At 68.7% G+C, this 21752-nt stretch carries 16 protein-coding genes and 2 pseudogenes; 5 read left to right on the forward strand and 13 right to left on the reverse strand.

Features of this window, described 5'->3' with window-relative positions:
* Positions 1-20 precede the first annotated feature (20 nt).
* The 3 genes and pseudogenes from VE172_RS02575 to nrdR form a co-directional block, all read right to left on the reverse strand.
* A complete protein-coding gene (locus VE172_RS02575; protein ID WP_349258228.1) occupies positions 21-1070 on the reverse strand; it encodes a lipoate-protein ligase LplAB in 1050 nt (349 codons plus the stop codon).
* A gap of 101 nt (positions 1071-1171) precedes the next feature.
* Positions 1172-3940: pseudogene (locus VE172_RS02580) on the reverse strand (vitamin B12-dependent ribonucleotide reductase); the annotation flags it as partial.
* Between the two features lie 194 nt (positions 3941-4134).
* Positions 4135-4614: a transcriptional regulator NrdR gene (gene nrdR / locus VE172_RS02585; RefSeq protein ID WP_324796728.1), complete on the reverse strand. Its 480-nt coding sequence runs from the start codon at positions 4612-4614 to the stop codon at positions 4135-4137.
* Between the two features lie 315 nt (positions 4615-4929).
* Between nrdR and lexA the strand changes: the two genes are divergently transcribed.
* Positions 4930-5610, forward strand: coding sequence for a transcriptional repressor LexA (gene lexA / locus VE172_RS02590; protein ID WP_324796772.1), 681 nt, complete (start codon positions 4930-4932; stop codon positions 5608-5610).
* Here lexA and VE172_RS02595 read toward each other — a convergent pair.
* Together VE172_RS02595 and hflX are read right to left on the reverse strand one after the other, a co-directional pair.
* A complete protein-coding gene (locus VE172_RS02595; RefSeq protein WP_324796731.1) occupies positions 5607-7127 on the reverse strand; it encodes an NHL repeat-containing protein in 1521 nt (506 codons plus the stop codon). The genes lexA and VE172_RS02595 overlap by 4 nt on opposite strands.
* A gap of 87 nt (positions 7128-7214) precedes the next feature.
* A complete protein-coding gene (gene hflX / locus VE172_RS02600; protein WP_324796735.1) occupies positions 7215-8612 on the reverse strand; it encodes a GTPase HflX in 1398 nt (465 codons plus the stop codon).
* A 127-nt stretch (positions 8613-8739) separates the two neighbouring features.
* On the opposite strand from hflX, the gene VE172_RS02605 reads away from it, so the two are divergent.
* From VE172_RS02605 to VE172_RS02615, 3 genes are all read left to right on the forward strand, one after another.
* The gene (locus tag VE172_RS02605; protein ID WP_324796738.1) at positions 8740-10164 is read left to right on the forward strand and encodes an NAD-dependent malic enzyme; all 1425 of its coding nucleotides are present in this window, start codon (positions 8740-8742) and stop codon (positions 10162-10164) included.
* Positions 10165-10424: 260 nt separating this feature from the next.
* Positions 10425-11972, forward strand: a complete 1548-nt coding sequence (locus VE172_RS02610) for a S8 family peptidase (RefSeq protein WP_324796741.1) — start codon at positions 10425-10427, stop codon at positions 11970-11972.
* A 61-nt stretch (positions 11973-12033) separates the two neighbouring features.
* Positions 12034-12447 carry a hypothetical protein gene (locus VE172_RS02615; RefSeq protein ID WP_324796744.1) on the forward strand — a complete coding sequence of 138 codons (414 nt, stop codon included), beginning with the start codon at positions 12034-12036 and terminating at the stop codon, positions 12445-12447.
* 101 nt (positions 12448-12548) lie between these two features.
* On the opposite strand, the pseudogene VE172_RS02620 reads toward VE172_RS02615, so the two are convergent.
* Positions 12549-13082, reverse strand: a pseudogene (locus VE172_RS02620) (epoxide hydrolase family protein); the annotation flags it as partial.
* 25 nt (positions 13083-13107) lie between these two features.
* Here VE172_RS02620 and VE172_RS02625 point away from each other — a divergent pair.
* Complete coding sequence (locus tag VE172_RS02625) at positions 13108-13701, forward strand: hypothetical protein (protein WP_324796747.1); 594 nt, start codon at positions 13108-13110, stop codon at positions 13699-13701.
* On the opposite strand, the gene VE172_RS02630 is transcribed toward VE172_RS02625, so the two are convergent.
* The 7 genes from VE172_RS02630 to VE172_RS02660 all read right to left on the reverse strand — a co-directional run.
* A complete protein-coding gene (locus VE172_RS02630; RefSeq protein WP_324796750.1) occupies positions 13662-14381 on the reverse strand; it encodes an endonuclease I family protein in 720 nt (239 codons plus the stop codon). The genes VE172_RS02625 and VE172_RS02630 overlap by 40 nt on opposite strands.
* A 365-nt stretch (positions 14382-14746) precedes the next feature.
* Positions 14747-17536: an NACHT domain-containing protein gene (locus VE172_RS02635; protein ID WP_324796752.1), complete on the reverse strand. Its 2790-nt coding sequence runs from the start codon at positions 17534-17536 to the stop codon at positions 14747-14749.
* Between the two features lie 633 nt (positions 17537-18169).
* A complete protein-coding gene (locus tag VE172_RS02640; protein ID WP_324796755.1) occupies positions 18170-19093 on the reverse strand; it encodes an oxidoreductase in 924 nt (307 codons plus the stop codon).
* Positions 19086-19577, reverse strand: coding sequence for a hypothetical protein (locus tag VE172_RS02645; protein ID WP_324796758.1), 492 nt, complete (start codon positions 19575-19577; stop codon positions 19086-19088). Before VE172_RS02645 ends, VE172_RS02640 begins: the two co-directional genes overlap by 8 nt.
* An 82-nt stretch (positions 19578-19659) precedes the next feature.
* Positions 19660-20043, reverse strand: a complete 384-nt coding sequence (locus VE172_RS02650) for a YybH family protein (protein WP_324796761.1) — start codon at positions 20041-20043, stop codon at positions 19660-19662.
* A gap of 12 nt (positions 20044-20055) precedes the next feature.
* Positions 20056-21090, reverse strand: a complete 1035-nt coding sequence (alc, locus tag VE172_RS02655) for an allantoicase (protein ID WP_349258229.1) — start codon at positions 21088-21090, stop codon at positions 20056-20058.
* On the reverse strand, positions 21084-21752 hold a 669-nt coding region (locus VE172_RS02660), incomplete at its 5' end, for an amidohydrolase family protein (protein WP_324796766.1). The genes alc and VE172_RS02660, both read right to left, overlap by 7 nt.

Raw genomic sequence — 21752 nt, forward strand, 5'->3', positions numbered from 1 at the left:
CGTCCATTACGGAAAGAAAGCTACGGAATACGCTCCGTCCATTCCGGGGTCGAAAACTTCTCGGCCGCGAGGATCTCGGCGGCCCGCTGCTCCCCCGGGCGGATCTGCCCGTCCCGCAGTCCGTACCGCCCCCGGAAGTACGCGATCATCACCGAGATGACGTCCGCCCGAGGCAATCCCGTCTGACGCCGCAGCGGATCCACCCGCTTGGCCGCGCTCGTCACGCCCTTGTCGGAGATCTTCTCCCGCCCGATCCGCAGCACCCGCGTCATCTTGTCCGCGTCGATGTCGTACGCCATGGTCACGTGATGCAACACCGCCCCGGCCGCCAGCCGCTTCTGCGCCGCCCCCGCGATCTTCCCGTTGTCCGAGGTGATGTCGTTCAACGGCTGATACCAGGCATTGATCCCCAAGTCCCCCAACGCTCCCAGCACCCAGTCATCCAAATAGGCGTAACTGTCGGCGAACGTCATACCCGCCACCAGCGACGACGGCGCGTACAACGAATACGTGATCGTGTTCCCCGGCTCCACGAACATCGCCCCGCCGCCACTGATCCGCCGCACCACCGTGACGTCATTGTCCTTGGCCGCGGCGACATCCACCTCGTTGCGCAGCGACTGGAAACTCCCGATGATCACCGCGTTCGACGCCCACTCCCACACCCGCAACGTCGGTGGACGCCGCCCCGCCGCCACCTCCTCGGCCAACACCTGGTCCAGGGCCATGTGCAACGCAGGCTCCTGCGGTCCCGCGTGGATCAGCTCCCAATCATGATCGGACCACTCCGACGTCCGCGACAGCGCCCGCCGCACCGCGATCGCCACCGACTGGGCCGAGAACCCGAACAGCACCGCGTCATCCCGCAGCCGCCCGTTCAGACGCGCCGCGATGGCCGCGCCGTCCATGTTGGTGGGAATGCCCTCCAAGGCGGCATTGATGTCCTCCAATGCCTCGTCGGGCTCCAGGAAGAAGTCACCACTCACCTGGACGCCGCGCAGCGCGTCGTCCTCCACCTCGGCGTCGACGCGCACCAGCTTGCCGCCGGGGACCTTGTACTCGCCATGGATCATGAACCCACCAACCATTCGCCACGCCCGTGGCATTCCATTTGTGACGCGAAAGGGGATGCCCGGCGCAACGCCGGGCATCCCCCCTTGCTCGAACGAGACTAACTGCAACCGCTGGTGGAGCCGCAGCCCTCGCACACGTAGCAGCTGCCCGCGGGGCGCATCTTGGTGCCGCAGGTCATGCAAAGCGGCGCGTCGGCCGCCTTGCCCTGCACCCGTTCCAGCAGCTCGGTGGACGAGCCCACCGCGATCTGCGGGGACTGCTCGACCAGCTTCTCGACGACCTTCTCGATCGGCGCCGAGGCCGCCAGCGCGGCGAAGTCGATCTCGTCCTCGTCCGGGGTGACGGCGGCCGGGTCCTCGCCGCGGACCTCGGCGATCCGCTCGGTGGAGGTGAGGATTCCCAGGTCGGCGCGGGTCTCGTACGGCAGGTAGTCCAGCGCCAGACGGCGGAACAGGTAGTCCACGACCGAGGCGGCCATCCGGATGTCCGGGTCGTCGGTCATGCCGGCCGGCTCGAAGCGCATGTTGGTGAACTTCTCGACGTACTTCTCCAGCGGGACACCGTATTGCAGGGCGATGGAGATCGCCACCGAGAACGCGTCCATGATGCCCGCCAGGGTGGAGCCCTGCTTGGACATCTTGAAGAAGACCTCGCCCAGGCCGTTGTCCGGATAGGACGACGCGGTCAGGTAGCCCTCGGCGCCGCCGACCGAGAAGGACACGGTCTGGCTGGGGCGCTTCTTCGGCAGGCGCTTGCGCACCGGGCGGTACTCGACGACCTTCTCGACCTCCGGGCTGGCCTCCTCCTTCTTCTTGGCCGACAGCGGCTGGCCCACCTTGCAGTTGTCGCGGTACACCGCCAGGGCCTTCAGGCCGAGCTTCCAGGACTCGAAGTAGATGTTCTCGAAGTCCTCCACGGTGGCCGATTCGGGCACGTTGACGGTCTTGGAGATCGCCCCCGACACCCACGGCTGGGCGGCGGCCATCATCTTGACGTGTCCCATCGCCGCGATGGAGCGGTCGCCCATGGCGCAGTCGAACACCGAGTAGTGCTCGGTGCGCAGGCTCGGGGCGTCGACGACGTGGCCGTGTTCCGCGACGTACTCGACGATGGCCTCGATCTGCTCGTCCTGGTAGCCAAGGGTTTTCAGGGCCCGCGGGACGGTCTGGTTGACGATCTGCATGGAGCCGCCGCCGACCAGCTTCTTGAACTTGACCAGCGCCAGGTCCGGCTCGATGCCGGTGGTGTCGCAGTCCATCATGAAGCCGATGGTGCCGGTGGGCGCGATGACGCTGGCCTGGGCGTTGCGCCAGCCGTTCTTGTCGCCGATCTTGTTGCCGCGCTGCCATTCGGCGACCGCGGCCTTGAGGATGTCGCGGTCCATGACGCCGAAGGTCTTGACGTTGTCGCAGGCGGCGGCGTGCTTGCGCATGATCCGCTTGTGGGCGTCGGCGTTGAGGCCGTACGCCTCGTAGGGACCGACCACCCCGGCCAGCTCGGCGGAGCGCCGGTAGGACACCCCGGTCATCAGCGAGGTGATGCCGGCGGCCACGGCGCGGCCCGCGTCGGAGTCGTAGGCGAAGCCGGACGCCATCAGCAGCGCGCCCAGGTTGGCGTAGCCGATGCCCAGCTGGCGGTGGGCGCGGGTGTTGCGGGTGATCGCCTCGGTCGGGAAGTCGGCGAAGCAGATCGAGATCTCCATGGCGGTGATGACGAACTCCACGGCCTTGGTGAACTTGGCGACGTCGAAGCCGCCGTCGTCGCCGAGGAACTTCATGAGGTTCAGCGACGCCAGGTTGCACGAGGAGTTGTCGATGTGCATGTACTCCGAGCACGGGTTGGATCCGGTGATCCGGCCGGTCTCGGGGTTGGTGTGCCAGTCGTTGATCGTGTCGTCGAACTGGATGCCCGGGTCGGCGCACTCCCAGGCGGCCTTGGCCATCTTGTGGAAAACGCTCTTCGCGTCCAGGCGTTCGATCTCGCCGCCGTCGAGGCGGGCGCGCAGCGGGTAGTCGGCGCCGTTCTCCACGGCGTGCATGAACTCGTCGGTGACCCGCACCGAGTTGTTGGCGTTTTGGTACTGCACCGACACGATGTCGGAGCCGCCCAGGTCCATGTCGAAGCCGGCGTCGCGCAGCGCGCGGATCTTGTCCTCCTCGCGCGCCTTGGTGGAGATGAAGTCCTCGATGTCGGGGTGGTCGACGTCCAGGATCACCATCTTGGCGGCGCGGCGGGTCGCGCCGCCGGACTTGATGGTCCCGGCGCTGGCGTCGGCGCCGCGCATGAAGCTCACCGGGCCCGACGCGTTTCCGCCCGACGACAGCAATTCCCTGGAGGAGCGAATCCGCGACAGGTTGAGGCCGGCCCCGCTGCCTCCCTTGAAGATCAGGCCCTCTTCGCGGTACCAATTCAGGATCGAGTCGATGGAGTCGTCGACGCTGAGGATGAAACAAGCCGACACCTGCTGCGGGTCGGCGGTCCCCACGTTGAACCACACCGGGGAGTTGAAGCTGAAGTACTGGTGCAACAGCAGCCAGGTGAGCTCTTCTTCGAAGATGTCGGCGTCGGCGGGGGACGCGAAGTACCCGTTGTCCTCGCCGGCGGAGCGATAGGACTTGACCACCCGGTTCAACAGCTGCTTCAGGCTGGATTCGCGCTGCGGGGTGCCGACCGCGCCGCGGAAGTACTTGGAGGTGACGATGTTGGTGGCGTTGACGCTCCAGAACTCCGGGAACTCGACGCCGCGCTGCTCAAAGTTGACCGAACCGTCGCGCCAGTTGGTCATGACCACGTCGCGCAGTTCCCAGTTGACCTCGTCGTACGGGTGCGTACCCTCCGTCGTCCACACTCGCTCGATCTTCAAGCCCTTGCACGCCTTGCCACCCGCGCGTGACGCGGCGTGTGGTTTGGCGTCGACCGTGTCGCTCATGTCATTACTCCCTGGGTCGGTGCGCGTGTCCCCGCGCAGTTTTCGGTACATGGATTTCATGTTCTTCACGTTCGTGTGGCACGCGAATCGCCGGTGACGGCGACGCGTGCTCCCCCCTTTCGACGACGGCCCTATGCGGTGGCCGCCCCGATCGCGTCCTCGTCTGTCTTCATTTGGCGCAACATCGCGATCTCCTCGGCGAAGTCCTCAACGGACTCGAAGGAGCGGTAGACGCTGGCGAAGCGCAGGTAGGCCACCTCGTCGAGCTCCCGCAGCGGCCCCAGGATCGCCAGCCCCACCTCGTTGCTGGGCACCTCGGCCAGCCCCCGGGCCCGAATCTCGTCTTCCACCTTTTTGGACAGTACCGCCAGCGCGTCCTCGTCCACCGGACGGCCCTGACAGGCCCGGCGCACCCCCGCGGCCACCTTGGTGCGGCTGAACGGTTCGGTGACGCCGGAGCGCTTCACCACGGCCAGGATCGACTCCTCCACGGTGGTGAACCGCTTGCCGCATTGTTGGCAGGAGCGGCGGCGCCGGATCAGTTGGCCGTCCTCGGCCTCACGCGAATCGACGACACGCGAGTCCGGGTGCTTGCAGTAGGGACACCGCACCGGTCATCATCTCCTTGCGCCGGAATCGCCGTCGACGATACAAACCCGACATACCACAATCTCTGGTTGGACCACATCAGTGTAACCACTAGATGTTGTGGCTCGACCCTATGCCCCCATGATCGTATCCGCAAGCATTTCGCCGGGAATGTCGACGTGCCGATTGTCTCGCCCGCCCCACCCATCGCCAAATCCGGCAATCGAACTATTGTTTCACTCGCAGGTGAAAAATGGTTTAAAGTGACTTCCGGCGCTAGCACCCGGTTACCACCAACCGACTGTGACGGTCGGATTCGCAAGGAGGAAGACGTGGCCATGACCCGGGCCAAGACCGACGTTCCCACCACCATCAGCGACGCGCCGCCCGACCTCGACGAGGCCGCCCTGACCGAACGGCAGCGCAAGATCCTGTCGTGCATCCGCGACTCCGTCGCCGATCGCGGCTATGCCCCGAGCGTGCGCGAGATCGGCCAGGTCGTGGGCCTGGCGTCGGCCTCCAGCGTCGCCTATCAGCTCAATCAGTTGCAGTCCAAGGGTTTCCTGCGCAAGGACGCCAAGCGTCCCCGCGCCGTTGACATTCGTCCCTCCCACAACGGCGACGCCGAGGGCACCCGCAAGCCCCCGCGCTATGTGCCGGTGGTCGGCGAGATCGCCGCCGGTACCCCGATCCTGGCCGAACAGCGCGTGGAGGAGATGTTCCCGCTGCCGGCCGAGTTCGTCGGCGAGGGCGACGTCTTCCTGTTGAAGGTCAAGGGCGACTCGATGATCGAGGCGGCGATCACCAACGGCGACTGGGTCGTGGTGCGCGAGCAGCCCGAGGCCCACAGCGGCGAGATCGTCGCGGCGATGATCGACGACGAGGCCACGGTGAAGACGTTCAAGCGGCGCGAGGACGGCAACGTGGAGCTGTTGCCCGCCAACCCCTTGTACGACCCGATCCCGGCGAACAACGCGCAGATCCTCGGCCGCGTCGTGGCCGTGATGCGGCGGATCTAGTACCCGCCGCGGCGGCCACCGCCGCCGTAGACCGTGCCGCCGCCGTAGTCGTCATCGTCGTGGCCGTAGGTGGACCCACGCGACTGTCCGCCGTAGCCGCCATCGGAGCGTCCTCCGTAGACGCCGCCGCCCCCGTCGTCGCGGCGGTGCGGCCATTCGTCGAACTCGCCGTCGTCGCGGGCCGGCGCCGGCTCGAAGAGCCGCCCGCCCCCGAGTCCGTCGTCCTGGCGGCCGTAGCCGGGCTCGGCGTAACCGGAGTCCTGGTAACGGTCGTACCGGTCGTCGCGGGGATCGTAGCGGTCGTCGCGCCGGTCGTAACGGTCGTCGTAGCGATCGTCGTAGTCGTCGTCGGCGGGCTCCATCGAGTCCTTCAGGGAATGCGCCCGGCGGGTGCGGCGCGACACCACGATCGCCCGGATGCCGACGATGACCATGATGAGGCCGATCAGCCCGATGCCGGCGATCGCCCACAGGATTCCGTTGACGCCCAAGGTGTCCAGCAGCGAGTCGAGGATGCCCTTGCTGGAGCCGCTGGAATCGTCCTTGGCCGCCGAGCCCGAGTCCGATGTGGGTGCCTTGGCCGGGGTGTAGTTCCACAGCTGGGGCGGCGTCTCCACCGTGACCTGGTCGCTGGCCATCTTCGCCTCGGACGCGGTGACGAACTTCTTGCCGTCCGAGGTGTAGGCGATCGCCTCGCCCTGGGGCTCCTTGGGAAGCGGGGTGACCGCGGGCTTCGTCTTGCCCCCGATGGTCTTGGCGACGTCGCCTCCCGACACCTTCCACTCGTAGGCGTCGGTGTAGGTGCGCAGCACGGCCTTCTTGCCGTCGGGGGACACCGCGCCGCCGGTGACGATGGTGGACGGGGCGTCGCCCAGCGGCACTCCCCCGACGTCCTTGGGGCCACCCTTGGTCTTGGTGGCCTTGATCTTGAACTCGCCGACCTTCTTCATCGGTTTCGGGCTGCTGGCCGCGCTCTCGATGTCCTTGCCGGGCGAGAACAGCTGGGTCTTGCCGGGCTCCCAGGTGGCGAAGATCGGGGTGCCGTCGTGTTGCAGCAGCAGCGCCTCGGCGTTGTTCTTGGCGCCGCCGGGATAGGTGAACCGGTAGGTGGTCGCGGTGTTGCCGTCCGGCGAGACCTTGTGCAGCGCGACCGAATCGCGCTCGCCCTTGTTGTCGCCGGTGTCGGCGATCCAGAAGTTGCCGCTGGAGTCCACGGCGAGGTCCTCGGGATCCAGCGGGTCGATGCTGCTGACGCTGACTCCGGTCTCCGCGTGCTGGCACTTGCCGTCAAGCCCGTAGATGTTGAGCACGTTCTGCCCGTCGGCGCCGTCGACTATCGCGAAGTAACCGTCGGTGCCGTCCGTCGCCAGACCCGACAGTTCCTGGATGCGATCGTCGCCGACATCACAGATCTTCTTGCCCGCGTCCTTGGCCAGCGCCACTCCCGGCAGCGCCGCCATCGCTGCCATGCCCGTCAGGGCGATCACGGTTGCCCACCGGGCGCCTCGGCTCCTCATTCCACCTTGCTGCACGCAGCAAGTCTTGCATTGAACCGACGGAAACGCGAAGGTGCCGGTGCGGATTGACCGCGGGGAACCGGAAGGTCACGAACCGTCCATGGCGAACGGCCCCAATTCGGCCGCCAGGGCCTGGTCGACCCGCACCTCCATCACGGTCCCCTCCCCGACGTGATCGACCCTCAACACCTCGCCGCGCTGACGGATTCGCGCCACCAGGTCGCCTCGGACATAGGGAATCCGGACGGTGAGCGCCACGGCGGGGCGGGGCAGCGCCTCCTCGATGGCGTCGCGGAGCTTGTCGATGCCCTCGCCGGTGTGGGCGGACACGAACAGCGCCTCGGGGGTCTGGTGGCGCAGGGTGGCCAGCTCGTCGGGGTCGGTGCGGTCGATCTTGTTGATCACCAAGAGTTCCGGCACCGCGTCGGCACCCACCTCCCCCAGCACCTCGTGCACGGCGTCGACCTGCGCGGCGGGGTCGGGGTGGCTGCCGTCGATGACGTGGACGATCAGGTCGGCGTCGGCCACCTCCTCCAGGGTGGAGCGGAAGGCGTCGACCAGCTGGTGCGGCAGGTGGGACACGAATCCCACGGTGTCGGACAGGGTGTATTCGCGGCCGTCGGCGGCGCGGGCCCGGCGGGTGGTCGGGTCGAGGGTGGCGAACAGGGCGTCCTCCACCAGCACCCCGGCGCCGGTGAGCCGGTTGAGCAGGCTGGATTTTCCGGCGTTGGTGTACCCGGCGATGGCCACCGAGGGCACGCCGTGGCGGCGGCGCCCGGAGCGCTTGGTGTCGCGGACGGTGCGCAGCTTGGCGATGTCGCGGCGCAGGCGGGCGATGCGGCTGCGGATGCGGCGCCGGTCGGTCTCCAGCTTGGTCTCGCCGGGGCCGCGCAGACCCACGCCGCCGTTGCCGCCGCCGGCACGCCCGCCGGCCTGGCGCGACAGGGTCTCGCCCCAGCCGCGCAGCCGCGGCACGAGGTATTCCAGCTGGGCCAGCTCGACCTGGGCCTTGCCCTCCCGGCTCTTGGCGTGCTGGGCGAAGATGTCGAGGATCAGGGCGGTGCGGTCGATGACCTTGACCTTCACCTCTTCTTCCAGGTTGCGCAGCTGGCTGGGGGTGAGCTCGCCGTCGCAGATGACGGTGTCGGCCTCGGTCGCGGTGACGGCGTCGGCCAGCTCGGTGACCTTGCCGCGCCCCACGTAGGTGGCGGCGTCGGGGTGGGACCGGCGCTGGATCAGGCCGTCCAGCACCTCGGAGCCCGCCGTCTCGGCCAGGGCGGCCAGCTCGGTCAGGGAGTTCTCGGCGGTGGTGAGGGTGCCGGTGGTCCACACCCCGACCAGGATCACGCGTTCGAGGCGCAGCTGGCGGTACTCGACCTCGGTGACATCGGCCAGTTCGGTGGACAGCCCGGCGACCCGGCGCAGCGCGTGCCGTTCGGCGAGGTCAAGCTGGCCGTTGTCGGTGGTGTCTGAGTCGTTTCGCATCGTCTCAAAGCGTGACACGTCGCGGCGCCGTGCGCACCCCGGTATCGGCCAACCCGGCGTGCGGCGCGCGAGGCGGCGGTGCAATTGTGGAGCGCGACAATGGCTGTCGAGAAGGAGCAAGTGGGTCATGGCGATCGCGAAACTGCCGAGTGCGGGTTTCTCCATCACGGTTCGGGTGTCGTTGACGGCTGACGCCGGGGCGATCGGGCGGCTGACCACGGCCGCCGGTGAGGCCGGGGCGATCGTCAAGGCCCTGGACGTCGTGTCGTCCGACCACAAGAGAGTCGTGGTCGACATCACTTGCGACACGGCCGATTCGGCGCACGCCGAGCAGGTGACCGCCGCGATCGGCGAGATCCCCGGCGTCGAGGTCCGCAAGGTCTCCGACCGGACGTTCCTGTTGCACCTCGGCGGCAAGATCGAGGTGACGTCGAAGGTGAGCCTGCGCAACCGCGACGAGCTGTCGATGGCCTACACGCCGGGGGTGGCGCGGGTGTGTCAGGCGATCGCCGACAATCCCGCCGACGCCCGGCGCCTCACCATCAAGCGCAACACGGTCGCGGTGGTGACCGACGGCTCGGCGGTGCTGGGTCTGGGCAACATCGGACCGGAGGCGGCGCTTCCGGTGATGGAGGGCAAGGCCGCCCTGTTCAAGAAGTTCGCGGGCGTGGACGCCTGGCCCGTGTGTCTGGACACTCAGGACACCGACGAGATCGTGGAGATCGTGGCCGCCCTGGCCCCGGTGTACGGCGGCATCAACCTGGAGGACATCGCCGCGCCGCGCTGCTTCGAGATCGAGGAGCGCTTGCGCGAGCGGCTCGACATCCCCGTGTTCCACGACGACCAGCACGGCACCGCCATCGTGGTGCTGGCGGCGCTGACCAACGCGCTTCGCGTGGTGGGCAAGGACTTCGCCGACGTGCGGGTCGCGGTGTCGGGCGCGGGCGCGGCGGGCACCGCCATCATGAACCTGCTCATCCAGCGCGGCATCGGCGACATCATCGCCTGCGACCGCCCCGGTGCCCTGTATCGCGGCATGCTCGGCCTCACCCCGGCGTGGGAGAAGCTGGTGGCGTGCACCAATAAGGACAACTTCTCCGGCAGCCTGGCCGAGGCGGTGGCGGGCTCCGACGTGTTCATCGGCGTCAGCGCGCCGAATCTGTTGACCGGCGCGGACGTGGCGAAGATGGCGACCGATCCGGTGGTGTTCGCGCTGGCCAACCCGGACCCGGAGATCGACCCGCGCGAGGCCGCCGAGCACGCGCCCATTGTGGCCACCGGGCGCTCGGACCAGCCGAACCAGATCAACAACGTGCTGGCCTTCCCCGGCGTGTTCCGGGGCATGCTGGACGCGCAGGCCACCGGCTGGAGCGACGCGGCGGCGCTGGCGGCCGCCGACGCGATCGCCGGGGTGGTGGGCGAGAAGAAAGTCAACGCCTCGTTCATCGTCCCCAGTGTCTTCGACCCGCACGTGGCCCCGGCCGTCGCCGAGGCGGTGCGCGACGCCCTGCGTCCGTCGAAGACCAACGGCGACAACGGCAACGGGCACTAGAGCCCGAGGACCGGCCGCGACCACAAGAGACATACCCGGAATCTAGATACCCGATAGGCATTTTGGCTGGTCAGGGCGCTGGCGTGAAGACGCCAATGTCCGGTCAATGAATTACGGTCGGTTTACAACATTCAGGCATTTGCATACTCTTAGTGCCAGGCTCGTGCCCGCGAGCTAGCTATGACGGCGGCCCGGCCGGATGCCCGAATCTTCCTTTACCGATCGGGCCGCCCCTTATCCCCACAAGGGAGTCAGCCAGAATGAGACCACATAGGACTCGATTTTTCGCAGCCTGTGCCGTCGCCACCGCAACCGCCCTCGGTGCCTTCACCGTAGGCACGACGGCGGCGCACGCCGAGAGCACCATCCTCGGCGAGGGGTCGTCCCACGCGATCTCGGGCAGCTACATCGTCACCACCAACGACCACATGTCGACGTCTTCCTTCAAGGACCTGCTCGGGTCCTACGGAGGCAGCCAGAAGCACACCTTTAAATCCATCGACGGATTCGCGGTGCACGCCACGGCGGACGAGGCCCGGCAATTGGCCGCCGATCCAGCGGTGAAGTACGTCCAGCAGGACCAGAAGGTGCATCTGGCGGCGACCCAGGACAACCCCCCGTCGTGGGGCCTGGACCGCATCGATCAGAAGGATCTCCCGCTCGACAACTCCTACACCTACCCCGACACGGCCGGTTCCGGTGTCACCGCGTACATCATCGACACCGGCATCACCATGAACCACCCGGACTTCGGCGGCAGGGCCTCCAGCGGCACCGACACTGTGGACAACGACAGTGACGCCACCGACTGCCACGGGCACGGCACCCACGTGTCCGGCACCATCGCCGGTACCACCTACGGCATCGCCAAGAAGGCCAAGCTGGTCGGCGTCCGCGTGCTCGACTGCAGCGGTTCGGGCAGCGACACCGGCGTCATCGCCGGCATCGACTGGGTGACCGCCCACCACAGCGGTCCCTCGGTCGCCAACATGAGTCTGGGCGGCGGTTTCGACCAGGGCATCAACGACGCGGTCACCCGCGCCATCGACTCCGGCGTGACCTTCGCGGTCGCCGCGGGCAACGACGACGCCGACGCCTGCGAGGGCTCGCCATCGTCCACGCCCGAGGCCATCACCGTCGGCGCCACCGACGACACCGACACCCGCGCCTACTTCTCCGACTACGGCACGTGCGTCGACATCTTCGCCCCCGGCGTCGACATCACCTCCGACTGGCTGAACGGTGGCACCAACACCATCTCCGGCACGTCGATGGCCACCCCGCACGTGGTGGGCTCGGCCGCGCTGTACCTCGGCGAGCACCCGAGCGCGGCGCCCAGCGAGGTCGCCAGCGCGCTGGTCGACAACGCCACCGCCAACGTCTCCGACCCGGGCGCCGGCAGCCCCAACAAGCTGCTGTACACCGGTTTCATGAACGGTGGCGGCACCGAGCCGCCCGGTGGCGACTGCGCGGCCGCCAGCTCCACGTCGATGACCATCGGCGACCTGTCCACCATCAACTCCCCGGTCAGCGTCTCCTCCTGTGGACGCGACGCCAAGAGCACCGCCTCGGTGAAGGTGGACATCACCCACTCCTACCGCGGCGACCTGCGCATCCAGCTCGTGGCGCCGTCGGGCACGGTGTACACCCTGAAGAGCCCGAACGCCTGGGACAGCGCCAACGACGTCAAGACGACGTACACGGTGAACCTGTCGAGCCAGGCGGCCGACGGGACCTGGAAGTTGCGGGTCTCCGACGTCTACAGTGGCGACTCCGGCAAGCTGAACAGCTGGTCGCTCGCCCTGTAAGCGCAGGAAATCGAAGAAGTTTCTCAATTCCCGGGCGGTCATTTCTGGCTCCTCCCAAGCCATGAAATGGCCGCCTCGGCGCGGCTGCGACCAGTGCCGCAGGTCGTCGCAGGCGCGCTCGGCCAGCGAGCGGGGGAAGTTCTCCATGGACGGTTCGTGGCTCAGGGTCACCGCGACGGGAACGGTGATGACGGGGCTGGGGGTATTGGCGAAGAAGTCGAAGTACTGGCGAAACGACGTGCCGATGCTCTCGGTGATCCAGTACAGGGTGACCAGGGTGAGCACGGAGTCCTTGTCCCAGTGGCGTTCCAGGTTGCCGTCGACATCGGACCAATCGCGCAGCTTGTCGACTATCCAGGCCGCCAGGCCGATCGGGGAATCGATCAGGGACGCGGCGATGGTGTCGGGGCGGGTCAGCATGATCTCGGAGTACCCGCCGTCGGCCTTGTCGTACTCGTCCAGCGCGTCCAGATAGGAACGCTCGCGGCGGGTCAGCGGCGGATCCGTGGTGTCGGAGGGGAACGGCGGGTGGATCTTGTGCAGGCCGATGACGTTGTCGGGGTACTTGGCCGCCAGGCGGGCGGCGGCGCCACCACCGATGTCGCCGCCGAACAGCCCGAAGCGGCGGTAGCCCAGCACCGTGGTCATCAGGCCGTGGAGGAGGTCCCCGATGCGTTCGCGGGTGAGGGTGCCGTCGGGCAGACCGGAGAACCCGAAGCCCGGCAGCGACGGGATCACCAGATCGTAGTGGTTGCCCAGCAAGGGAACCAGCCGCAGCATCTCGACGAAGCTGGACGGCCAGCCGTGGCACAGCATCAGCGCCGGCGGGGCGGCGTCGCCGTCGCGGCGGGGCGCCCTGATGTGGACGAAGTGCATGGGGGTGCCGTCCACGTCGGCCATGAACTGCGGGAACTCGTTGAGGTTGGCCTCGACCGCCCGCCAGTCGAAGTCGTCCACCCAGTACGCCGCCAGGTCGCGGAGGTAGCCGGGATCGGCGCCACCCACCCAGTCGTCGGCCGAGGCGGTGACGAAGCGGCTGGAGGCGACGCGGCGTCTCAGATCGAGCAGCTCGCCGTCGTCGACGGCGATGGTGAAGGGCGTTGTCGCCATGGGTCCCTCCGATTAGGATATATCGATGGTTACCGAAGTATCCGAGTCTGCCCGACCGGCCGCCCTGACGGCGGCTCGGACCCTGATGCTCGTGGGCGTGATCACGGCGATCGCCGATCTGGCCGTCGACACGTACTTCGTCGTCGGCGTGATGTGGATGGACCCGGACTTCGCGGGCCTCCGCGACGACAACGCGGGGCTGGCGGAGTTCGTGTACGCCCTGGTCGCGATCCGGGTGCTGGCCTACGGGGCGATCGCGTGGCTGGTGTTGTGGCTGCGGCGCCGTCTCGGCAGGGTCCACAATGGCGACGCGGGGGTGGCGGCCGCGCTCATGGGATCGCTGGGCGTTTCGAACCTCGGCAGCGTCGGGGTCACGTTCCTGGAGGTCTATTTGTCCTTCGCCGTGAGCCTCAACCCCGATCACGGCGACTTCGACACGGGCGGGGGTGTGCTGTGGACCAGCCTGGGGGGCGACGCCGCGCTGCTGGTGATCGCCGTGGCGGCCATGACGGCGCTGCTGCTGCCGTCGGCGCGTCGGTACTGCGCGGCCCCGAGGCGAGGCCGCGCAGTACCGCTAGCTCACGAGGTGGGCCAGATCGATTCGACCCACTCGGGGTGATCGATGAAGGGGTTGCGGTTGTGCTGGTACTTGTCGTAGATGACGTCGTTGCGGTTCTTCTCGAAGTCGCTCGGCGGGTCCTGGGCGCTCCACGCCTCCAGGACCGACAGGCGTCCGATGTTGGGCTTTGAGCCGTTGTTGACGTCGTCGTTGGGCTCCAGGTCGGCGAAACCGTCGTCGCCGTCGTAGCGCACGGCCATGTAGAGGATCATGCGGGCCACGTCGCCCTTGACCTCGTCGCGCGGCTCGAAGGAGTCGCTGTCGTACTTGCAGTCCGGGGCTCCGTTCACCGGCTCGCCGCCGTTGTCGAAGTCCAGATTGTTGCGGGTGGAGTTGACCACCATGTCGGCGGGCCGCAGGTGCTGAAGATCGGTGCCGGGGCCGACCTTAGTGCCGAAATCGCCGTGGCTCTTGGCCCACACGTGTTCGCGGTTCCAGCTGCCGTCGGTGAATGCGACTGAGTTTCCACTGTAGAGCTCGATGATGTTCCCCGGCTTGGCGGGGTCGGCGTCGGTGTCCTTGATGGCGTCCTTCACCTCGTCGTAGGTGAGGGTGTCCATCTTGCTGATGATGGTGTGAAGGGCCGCCTTCAGCTCCGGACCGTTCTTGCCGTCGGCATCGTCGTAATATCCCGCCGGGATGTCGCGGGAGTCGTGGCCAGTGTCTTGCGCGAATGCCATGGGCGCCAGCAACATCGTTGCGGCGGCCACGGACGATACGCCCAACAACGCCACCGTGTATCTACGGCGCATTGGTTACGTCCTCTCCTGAGTCCACATCACACCGTGTTGGTGTGATTACCACTATCGATATCTCGATATATGGATGTGGCTCAGGCTCGCATTTAACGCTGATTCAGCGCTACCGACGAACGGATGAGCGATGGTGGGACGAAAGTATGAGTCACGCGATGTGAGCACACCTTGGACAGACGTCAGTGGACGAATAGTGTCGTCCAGATGACTTTCTATGGAAGAAATGTAGGATCAGCGAGTCAGGAGATTCACCGCAATCAATACGCCGCCGATGTCGTACACCTCGGTCCTCACTGTTGGACGAGAAGGATGACCTCTCTCGGAGTGATGGCGCCGCTGGCGCGAGCCTCCAGTATCGACAGTCCCGCCACGACGGTCGACAGCTGCGATACCAGGCGGCGGGTCTCGGTGACGGGCATTCCCGCGCCCCGGGCCACCGCGGCCACCGCCGTCAGGCTGGCGCGGGCGCTGACCAGCTGCTGCTCGCCGCTGGCACGGCTGTGCACCAGGCTGGAGTTGAGGACCTCGGTGCACGAGGACATCAGGTCGCGGCCCAGATCGAAAAGGACGTTGCCGCGCGGAGCCGCGTCGACCATGCGTTGGGCGCGCGACAGCGACTCCAGCAGTCCCTCGGGGGTGACGGTCTTGGCGCGGTCGTGGCTGTCGGGGAACACCTCGGCGGCCACGTAGGCGTCGAACTCCTCGATCGCCTGGCCGTAGCCGTGCTTGCCGCGGTAGCGGCGGCGGGAGAACCACAGCAGCGTGTAGGCCGAGGCCATCAGGCGCTTCTCGGCGTCCGACAGCCCGGCCGTGAACGCGAAGGTGGTGTCGGCGCCGCTGGCCGGGGTGTTGGCGCGGCGGTACTCGGTCGGGAAGTCGCACAGGCGGAACACCGTCGACACCACGCGCCGCACGTGCTCGGTGGCGGCGGGGTTGGCGGTGTCGGCGGCGCCGGGAGACAGGTCGCGGGGCCGCAGGAAGACGCGGGCGGCGCGCAGATCGGTATCGGAGTCGAGCTCGCGGGGCAGCAGGTACGCGCGGTCGCGGTTCAGGTTGAGCTCGCCCGACAGGTCGCGGGTGAGATCGCGGGCCGAGGCCCCCAGCGCCTGGGAGACCAGGTACAGCGACAGCGCGCCGCGGCGGCGGTCGGCGGCGAGCTGGCGGCCCCACCAGCCGTCGCCGAGCGCGTAGGGGTCGCCGTGTCCGTTGACGCCGAAGAGCTTCGGGTGCGGCTCGGACGACACCCACATCGGGCTGTGGGCCACGGACGCGTCGAGCCGCAGCCCGGGATCGGACAGCTCGGACTCGGTGGGCAGGCGGAAGTTGGCGCCGTCGTCGCGGGGCAGGCCGTTGAGCCACTCGACCAGGTGCTGGGCGTCGGAGGCCCACATGCCCACGGCGGGGCCCTCGGGGTGGGCGGCGGAGGGTCGGGAGTCGCGGGACGGGAACTCGGAGTCCAGGAAGGACGAATACAGGCTCGCCGAGACCGGGCGGGCCGCCAGGCGCGCCCCGCCGGGCAGCCGAATGGTCTCGCGCATCTCGCGGGCCGACTTCACCCCGCCCAACAGGCGGCTCTGCGGCAGGGACTCGGTGGCCTCGGCCAACAGCCGCTTCAGCCGCAGGCGCACGTCGGAGGCCAGCTCCAGGGAGTGCTCGGCCAGGTCGTAGGCCAGCGACAGGCCGGTGACGTGGCCGGTGCGCAGGCACGCCTCCACCACGCGGGTGGCGTCGGCCTCGGTGGACCACAGCAGGATCGCGTCCCTCCACCATGGATCACCCGTCTTGGCGGCGACGTCGGCGTCGTTGGCGCGCCAGTGGAGCTCGCGGGCCGCCAGGAACTCCTGCATGCTGAGGTGCGAGAACGCCAGGACGCCGTCGCCGACCTCGTTGAGCAGGCCCGCGTCCACCGCCTCGAACAGCACGGCCTCGGGGATGCGGCGGGGGCGCACGCCGGTGAGGACGTCGGCCAGCAGCGAGCGGGCGTCGTCGACGGTGATGGTGGTGCGTCGGGTGTCCATCAGGTGGTGGGCGAGGCGCCGCACCACCTCGAAGCGTTGCGCCCCACGGGTCTTGGTCGCCGCGTCCTCGTAGAACGCGCCGCCGCCCAGGCGGTGAAGCATCAGGTCGCAGGCGTCGGCGTAAAGCTGGGCGCGGGTGGACGGGAAGAGTCCACAATGGCGATTGATGCGGGCGATCAGGGTGAGGACAAGCGGGTTGCGGGCCAGCGCGTACAGCGCGGGGTTGGCGCGCAGCCGCGACAACAGCACCCCGGCCTCGGCGGCGGTCTCGTCGCGGATCCAGCCGTAGGAGTGGCGGGCGCGGCGCACCTCCACCGCCCGGCACCAGGAGTACACGAACCCCGAGATCTGCTCGTCGGTCAGGCGCCGCAGCTGCCAGGTCTCGGCGCCGGCCAGCGGGCTGCCCTTCAGCCCGCCCGGGCGGGAGGTGACAACGCAGGCGTTCTTGGGGTAGCGGCTGAACTGTTCCCGGATCCAGCCGACCACCTTGCGGCGCTCGGCCTCGGAGGGAATCTCGTCGAGGCCGTCGAGCAGGACGACGCAGCCGCCTCGGTTCAGGCGGCGGGCGAACCACTCGGCGGGGATCTGGCCGCCCAGCCAGCCCGCGTCGGCGGCCAGCTCGGGCAGCGCAGGGGGCGCGTCGGCGCACAGCCGCGCGGTGTGGTGGCGCAGTTCGAGGTAAATGGGGACGCGGCGGGTGTGGAGGGCGGCGCGGCGCAGCGCGGTGGTCTTGCCCGCGCCCGGCTCGCCGACGACCAGCACGGGGCTGTGGCGCCGTTTACGCAATGTGGACATGAACGGCTTCGGGGCGCCAGGGTCGTGGGAGGTGCCGACGAAGGCGATCTCGGGGCCCCCGCCGCCCTCGGGTCGCATCCGCAGGTCGACGTAGACGTCGGTGAGGCGCACGGCGACGTCGCCCTGGGTGGTGACCCCGGCCAGGTCGACGCGGTCGAGGTGTTCGGCGAGCAGGCGGCGATACGGTCCATGGTGGCCGGAATCACGGCGATCGGCGCCGACGGTCTCGGCGACCGAGGACTGCGCGCCCAGCCACACGGCCAGCACCAGTAGCAGCCAGAGACCTAGCGCCCCAAGGCTTTTAGCGGGATGTCGCGTGATCGCCTCGTAGGCGGTCAGCAGCGAAATGAGCGGAATGGACGCGGCCAGCGCGCACCACAGGACTCTTGAACGAACGGCAACTGCCGGGGGTCGACCTGCCATGGTTACTACCTCTACCGGTCTCGCATCTTCGCACCATTATGCGCCGTCGACGCGCCAAATGTGTACCTCTATAAAGTACTGTCCTTAAAGGAGGTTAATGCGCGAAGCGCGGAGCGGATCCGCGAGCCGAGTTCCGCCCGCTCCCCCGCCTCGAGTTCAAGCACCCCCGCGTGCTCGTTCATCAACGAGTGGTACTGCTGGCGCTTGAAGGGGATATCCATTTCTGCTGGTCTCAGCGTCGGTCGTGTGACGGGCGGCGGCCTGAAGAAGAGACACCCTCGGTCCCCATATTTGAAACTCCACATTGTTTCTCCTTGGGTTAGAGAAACGTCAGTGCCCCTCAGACGCTTACTAAATGGAGCGGGGTCGTCGCGGTCGCCCGCCGCAACCCAACAATGGACTGGACGCGCTTGACATAGGACGTCTTGTCGAACTCGGTTCGCCGCATGGCAACTCACCGTAGCGCGGGGCGTCGACTCAGCCGAGCTCGTAGGTGACGCCCGTCAGCGACTCCGAGGCGCGCCAGAGCTTGCCCTGTTCGGCCTGGTCGCGGGAGGAGGTGCTGGAGTGGGCCGTGGTGGGGTAGCCGCGCAGCTCGGCGAAGCCTCCGGGGCCGTAGTAGCCGCCGCCCTCGACGTTCGGGGCGACGGCGGCGTACAGGATCGGCAGGGCGCCCATCGCGGCGTCGGCGAACATGAAGCGGCTGACCAGGACGTTGGGGCCGCGCAGGATCGCGGGGGCGTTGCGCAGCAGGCCCGTGCGGGCCACGCCGGGGTGGGCGGCCACCGAGATGGTGGGGCTGCCCGCCTGTTGGAGACGGCGTTGCAGGGCGAAGGAGAACATCAGATTGGCCAGTTTGGACTGTCCGTACGCGCGGTTGCGACCGTAGCCGCGCTCGAAGTTCAGGTCGCTCCAACGGATGCGGCCGCCGCGGTGGGCGAGGCTGGACACCGTGACGACGCGGGAGCCCTCCACGTCGCGGAGGCGGTCCAGCAGCAGGCCCGTGAGCGCGAAGTGGCCGAGGTGGTTGACCGCCAGCTGGGTGTCGTAGCCGTCAGTGGAGCGGCCGCGGGGCATCCACATCACGCCCGCGTTGTTGATCAGCAGGTCGATGCGCGCGTAGCGTTCCCGCAGGACGTCGGCGGCCTCGCGCACCGAGTCCAGGCTGCGCAGATCCATCGCCACGCCGTCGAGGTCGGACTCGCCGACGGCCTCGGTGATGGCCGCCCCGGTCTGCGCGAAACGGTCGTCGTCGCGGCACGGCAGCACGAGGCGGGCGCCGCTGGCGGCCAACACCTTCGCTACCTCCAGGCCGATACCCGAGCTGGCGCCCGTGACCACCGCGACCCGACCCGACTGGTCGCCGACGTCCTCAGCCGTCCACTGCTCGGTGTCACCCATGACCCGCCTCCAGTTTCGCCGTGGACCCTGCCGAGACTCTATTCCGTTTCGCGTTGCTCAGGGTGATACGCGCGGCGCCGACGGTCGACGCGACCCAGACGGCACACCACGCGAGGCCGACGGCGACCGTCACCCAGGCCGCGGGCGTGGTCGGCGCGCCGAACAGCCCCGCCGCGCGCAGCCCGAATCCGACGAAGCCCGCGCCGATGAAGGCCGCGCCCACGCCCGACAGGCCGATCAGGACCCAGGCCAGCGGCCTTCGGGCGGGCGGACGCAGCAACGCGGCGACGACACCCGCGAACACCAGCCCCATGACCGCATTGGACAGTTGACCCGAGGTGGCGTCGTAGACGCGGTAGTCGGCCGCGGGAGCGGGAAAGCCGGGCATGCCGAGCTCGCCGCGCACCGCCAGGTCGATCTTGGTCAGCGCGTACAGAAGGGCCCCGCCGCAGGAAGCGACCGTGACCAGCGAATGTGTCCTCATGGCGTCCAGTCTGGCGAGACGCTGACGTTTCCGCCTCACCGCGCGGGGCCGGCCCGCTCCCCCACGCGGGGGACATCGAGCCCTACTGGTCGACGGTCACGAGGTTGGCGTCGCGACAGATCCGCCACCGCCCGTCGCCGCCCTTGCGCAGGATGGTCAGCGTGTAGCCCGAGCGGTGAACCTGGGAACCGTCGGGCATCGTCATCGTCATGCGCAGCTTGTTGCGCAGGTACGCCCACTCCCCCATCAGCTGGAGCTCCTGGATCTCGGAGCTGCCGTCGATGTCGACGTCGTCCATGCCCCGCGACGCGTTGGCGAACGCCTCCTTGCCGAAGGGCGCGTTGCCGATGGTCTGGAACAGCACGTCGTCGGTCATGAGGTTCAAGACGGTGTCGGTGTCGCCGTCGCGGCTGGCCGACATCCAGGTGTCGACCACGTCGCGGATGGCCTGTTCGTCATCGCTCATGGGCCCTTGGTATCACGGGGCGCCGACATTCGGGTCGAGTTCGGCGTGGCGGCGGTGCAGGGCGTCGAGCGCCTCGGGCGTCAGGGAACCGAAGAGCCGCAGCCGGCCCATGCCGCCGTCGGGGTAGATGTCGAGGCGGACGTGGGTGGCGGCGGGGACGGGGTCCAGGACGAAGCGGTGCGGGGTGTCGGGGCGCAGGTCGGTGCGGGGCAACAGGTCGAACCAGGCCGCGTCGTCGTCGACGGGACGGTCGGACGCGGCGTCGAAGCCGCGCAGGCGGGCGGCGCCGGGAGCGTTGTATTTCAGGTGGGTGGTGTCGAGCTCGGCGGCGCGCACCACGCCGCGTCCCGCCAGCCGCACCGTGATCCAGTCGTGTCCGTCGTCGCGGCGGCGGGCGGTCTCCCAGCAGTCGCCCTGCGACAGCGGGTCCCCCGGGGAGATGGCGTTGTCGGCGCGGGAGAAGAAGGTGTCGCTGGCGTCGGCGATGCCGCCGCCGTTGCGCAGGGCGGCCAGGTCGATGGGCAGGTCGGCGAAGAGGCGGGGGTCGGCGACGGGTTCGCCGTGGACGCGCAGCCGCGCGACGCCTCCGTCGGGGTGCATGGTGAGGCGGACGTGGGTGAAGCGGTGCGGGTCGCCCACTCCGTAGCCGTTGCGGGTATCGCCCCTGGCGGGCGAGCGCGGTACGAGAGTGCGCCAGGTGGCGGCGGCCAGATCCTCCACTGTGGGGTATCCGTCCACGGCGCAGCCCTCGACGGAGACCTCGGGCGGGTAGTTGCCCTTGAAGAAGGCGGTGTCGACGACGACGCCGCGGATCACGCCCGGGGCGCCGAGCCGCACGATCGCCCAGTCGTGGCCCGGTTCGCGGCGGCGGCGGGTCTCCCAGCCGTCGTAAACCTGTCCCTTGTGGCCGAAGGTGTGCGGTGTGAAGGTGGGCTCGGCGTGGCGGACCAGGCTCTCCTTCTCGGCGAAGGACTCGTCGTTGGCGGCCAGCACGGCGCCGCCGAGGCGGCGGGTGGCGAGGTCGGGCAGGTCGGTGAAGGTCACGATTCCTCCTGGGACAGTAGGCGGCCTGAGGGGGTGGAGTCGGTGCGGCGGCCGCGCAGCCAGGTGGCGCGCACGGCGCCTGTGAGTTCGCGGCCGTCGTAGGGGGTGACGGGATGGCGGTGGTGTAGGTCGGCGGCGCGCACCGTCCAGCGGCGCTCGGGGTCGAAGGCGACCAGGTCGGCGTCGCCGCCCACGGCGATGGAACCCTTGCGGCGCAGGCCCACCAGCGCGGCGGGGCGCCGCGACATCCAGGCGGCGACGTCGGACAGCGTGTGGCCGCGGGCGCGGGCGGCCGTCCAGATCACCGACAGTCCCAACTGGACCGACGAGATGCCGCCCCAGGCGGTGGCGAAGTCGCCGCGCTTCAGCTCGGGCGGGCACGGCGAGTGGTCGGACACGACGCAGTCGATCACGCCATCGGCGAGGCCCGCCCACAGCGCCTTGCGGTTGGCCGCGTCCCGGATGGGCGGGCAGCACTTGAACTGCGTGGCGCCGTCCGCGATCTGCTCGGCGGCGAAGGTCAGGTAGTGCGGGCAGGTCTCGGCGGTGATCCGTACGCCGTCCGCGCGGGCCTTCGCGAGCAGTGGGAGGACCTCGGCGCTGGAGACGTGCAGGATGTGGACGCGGCAGCCGGTCTCGCGGGCGAGGTCGATGACCTCGGCAAC

This window comes from Stackebrandtia sp. (assembly GCF_035643755.1).
GTDB lineage: Bacteria > Actinomycetota > Actinomycetes > Mycobacteriales > Micromonosporaceae > Stackebrandtia.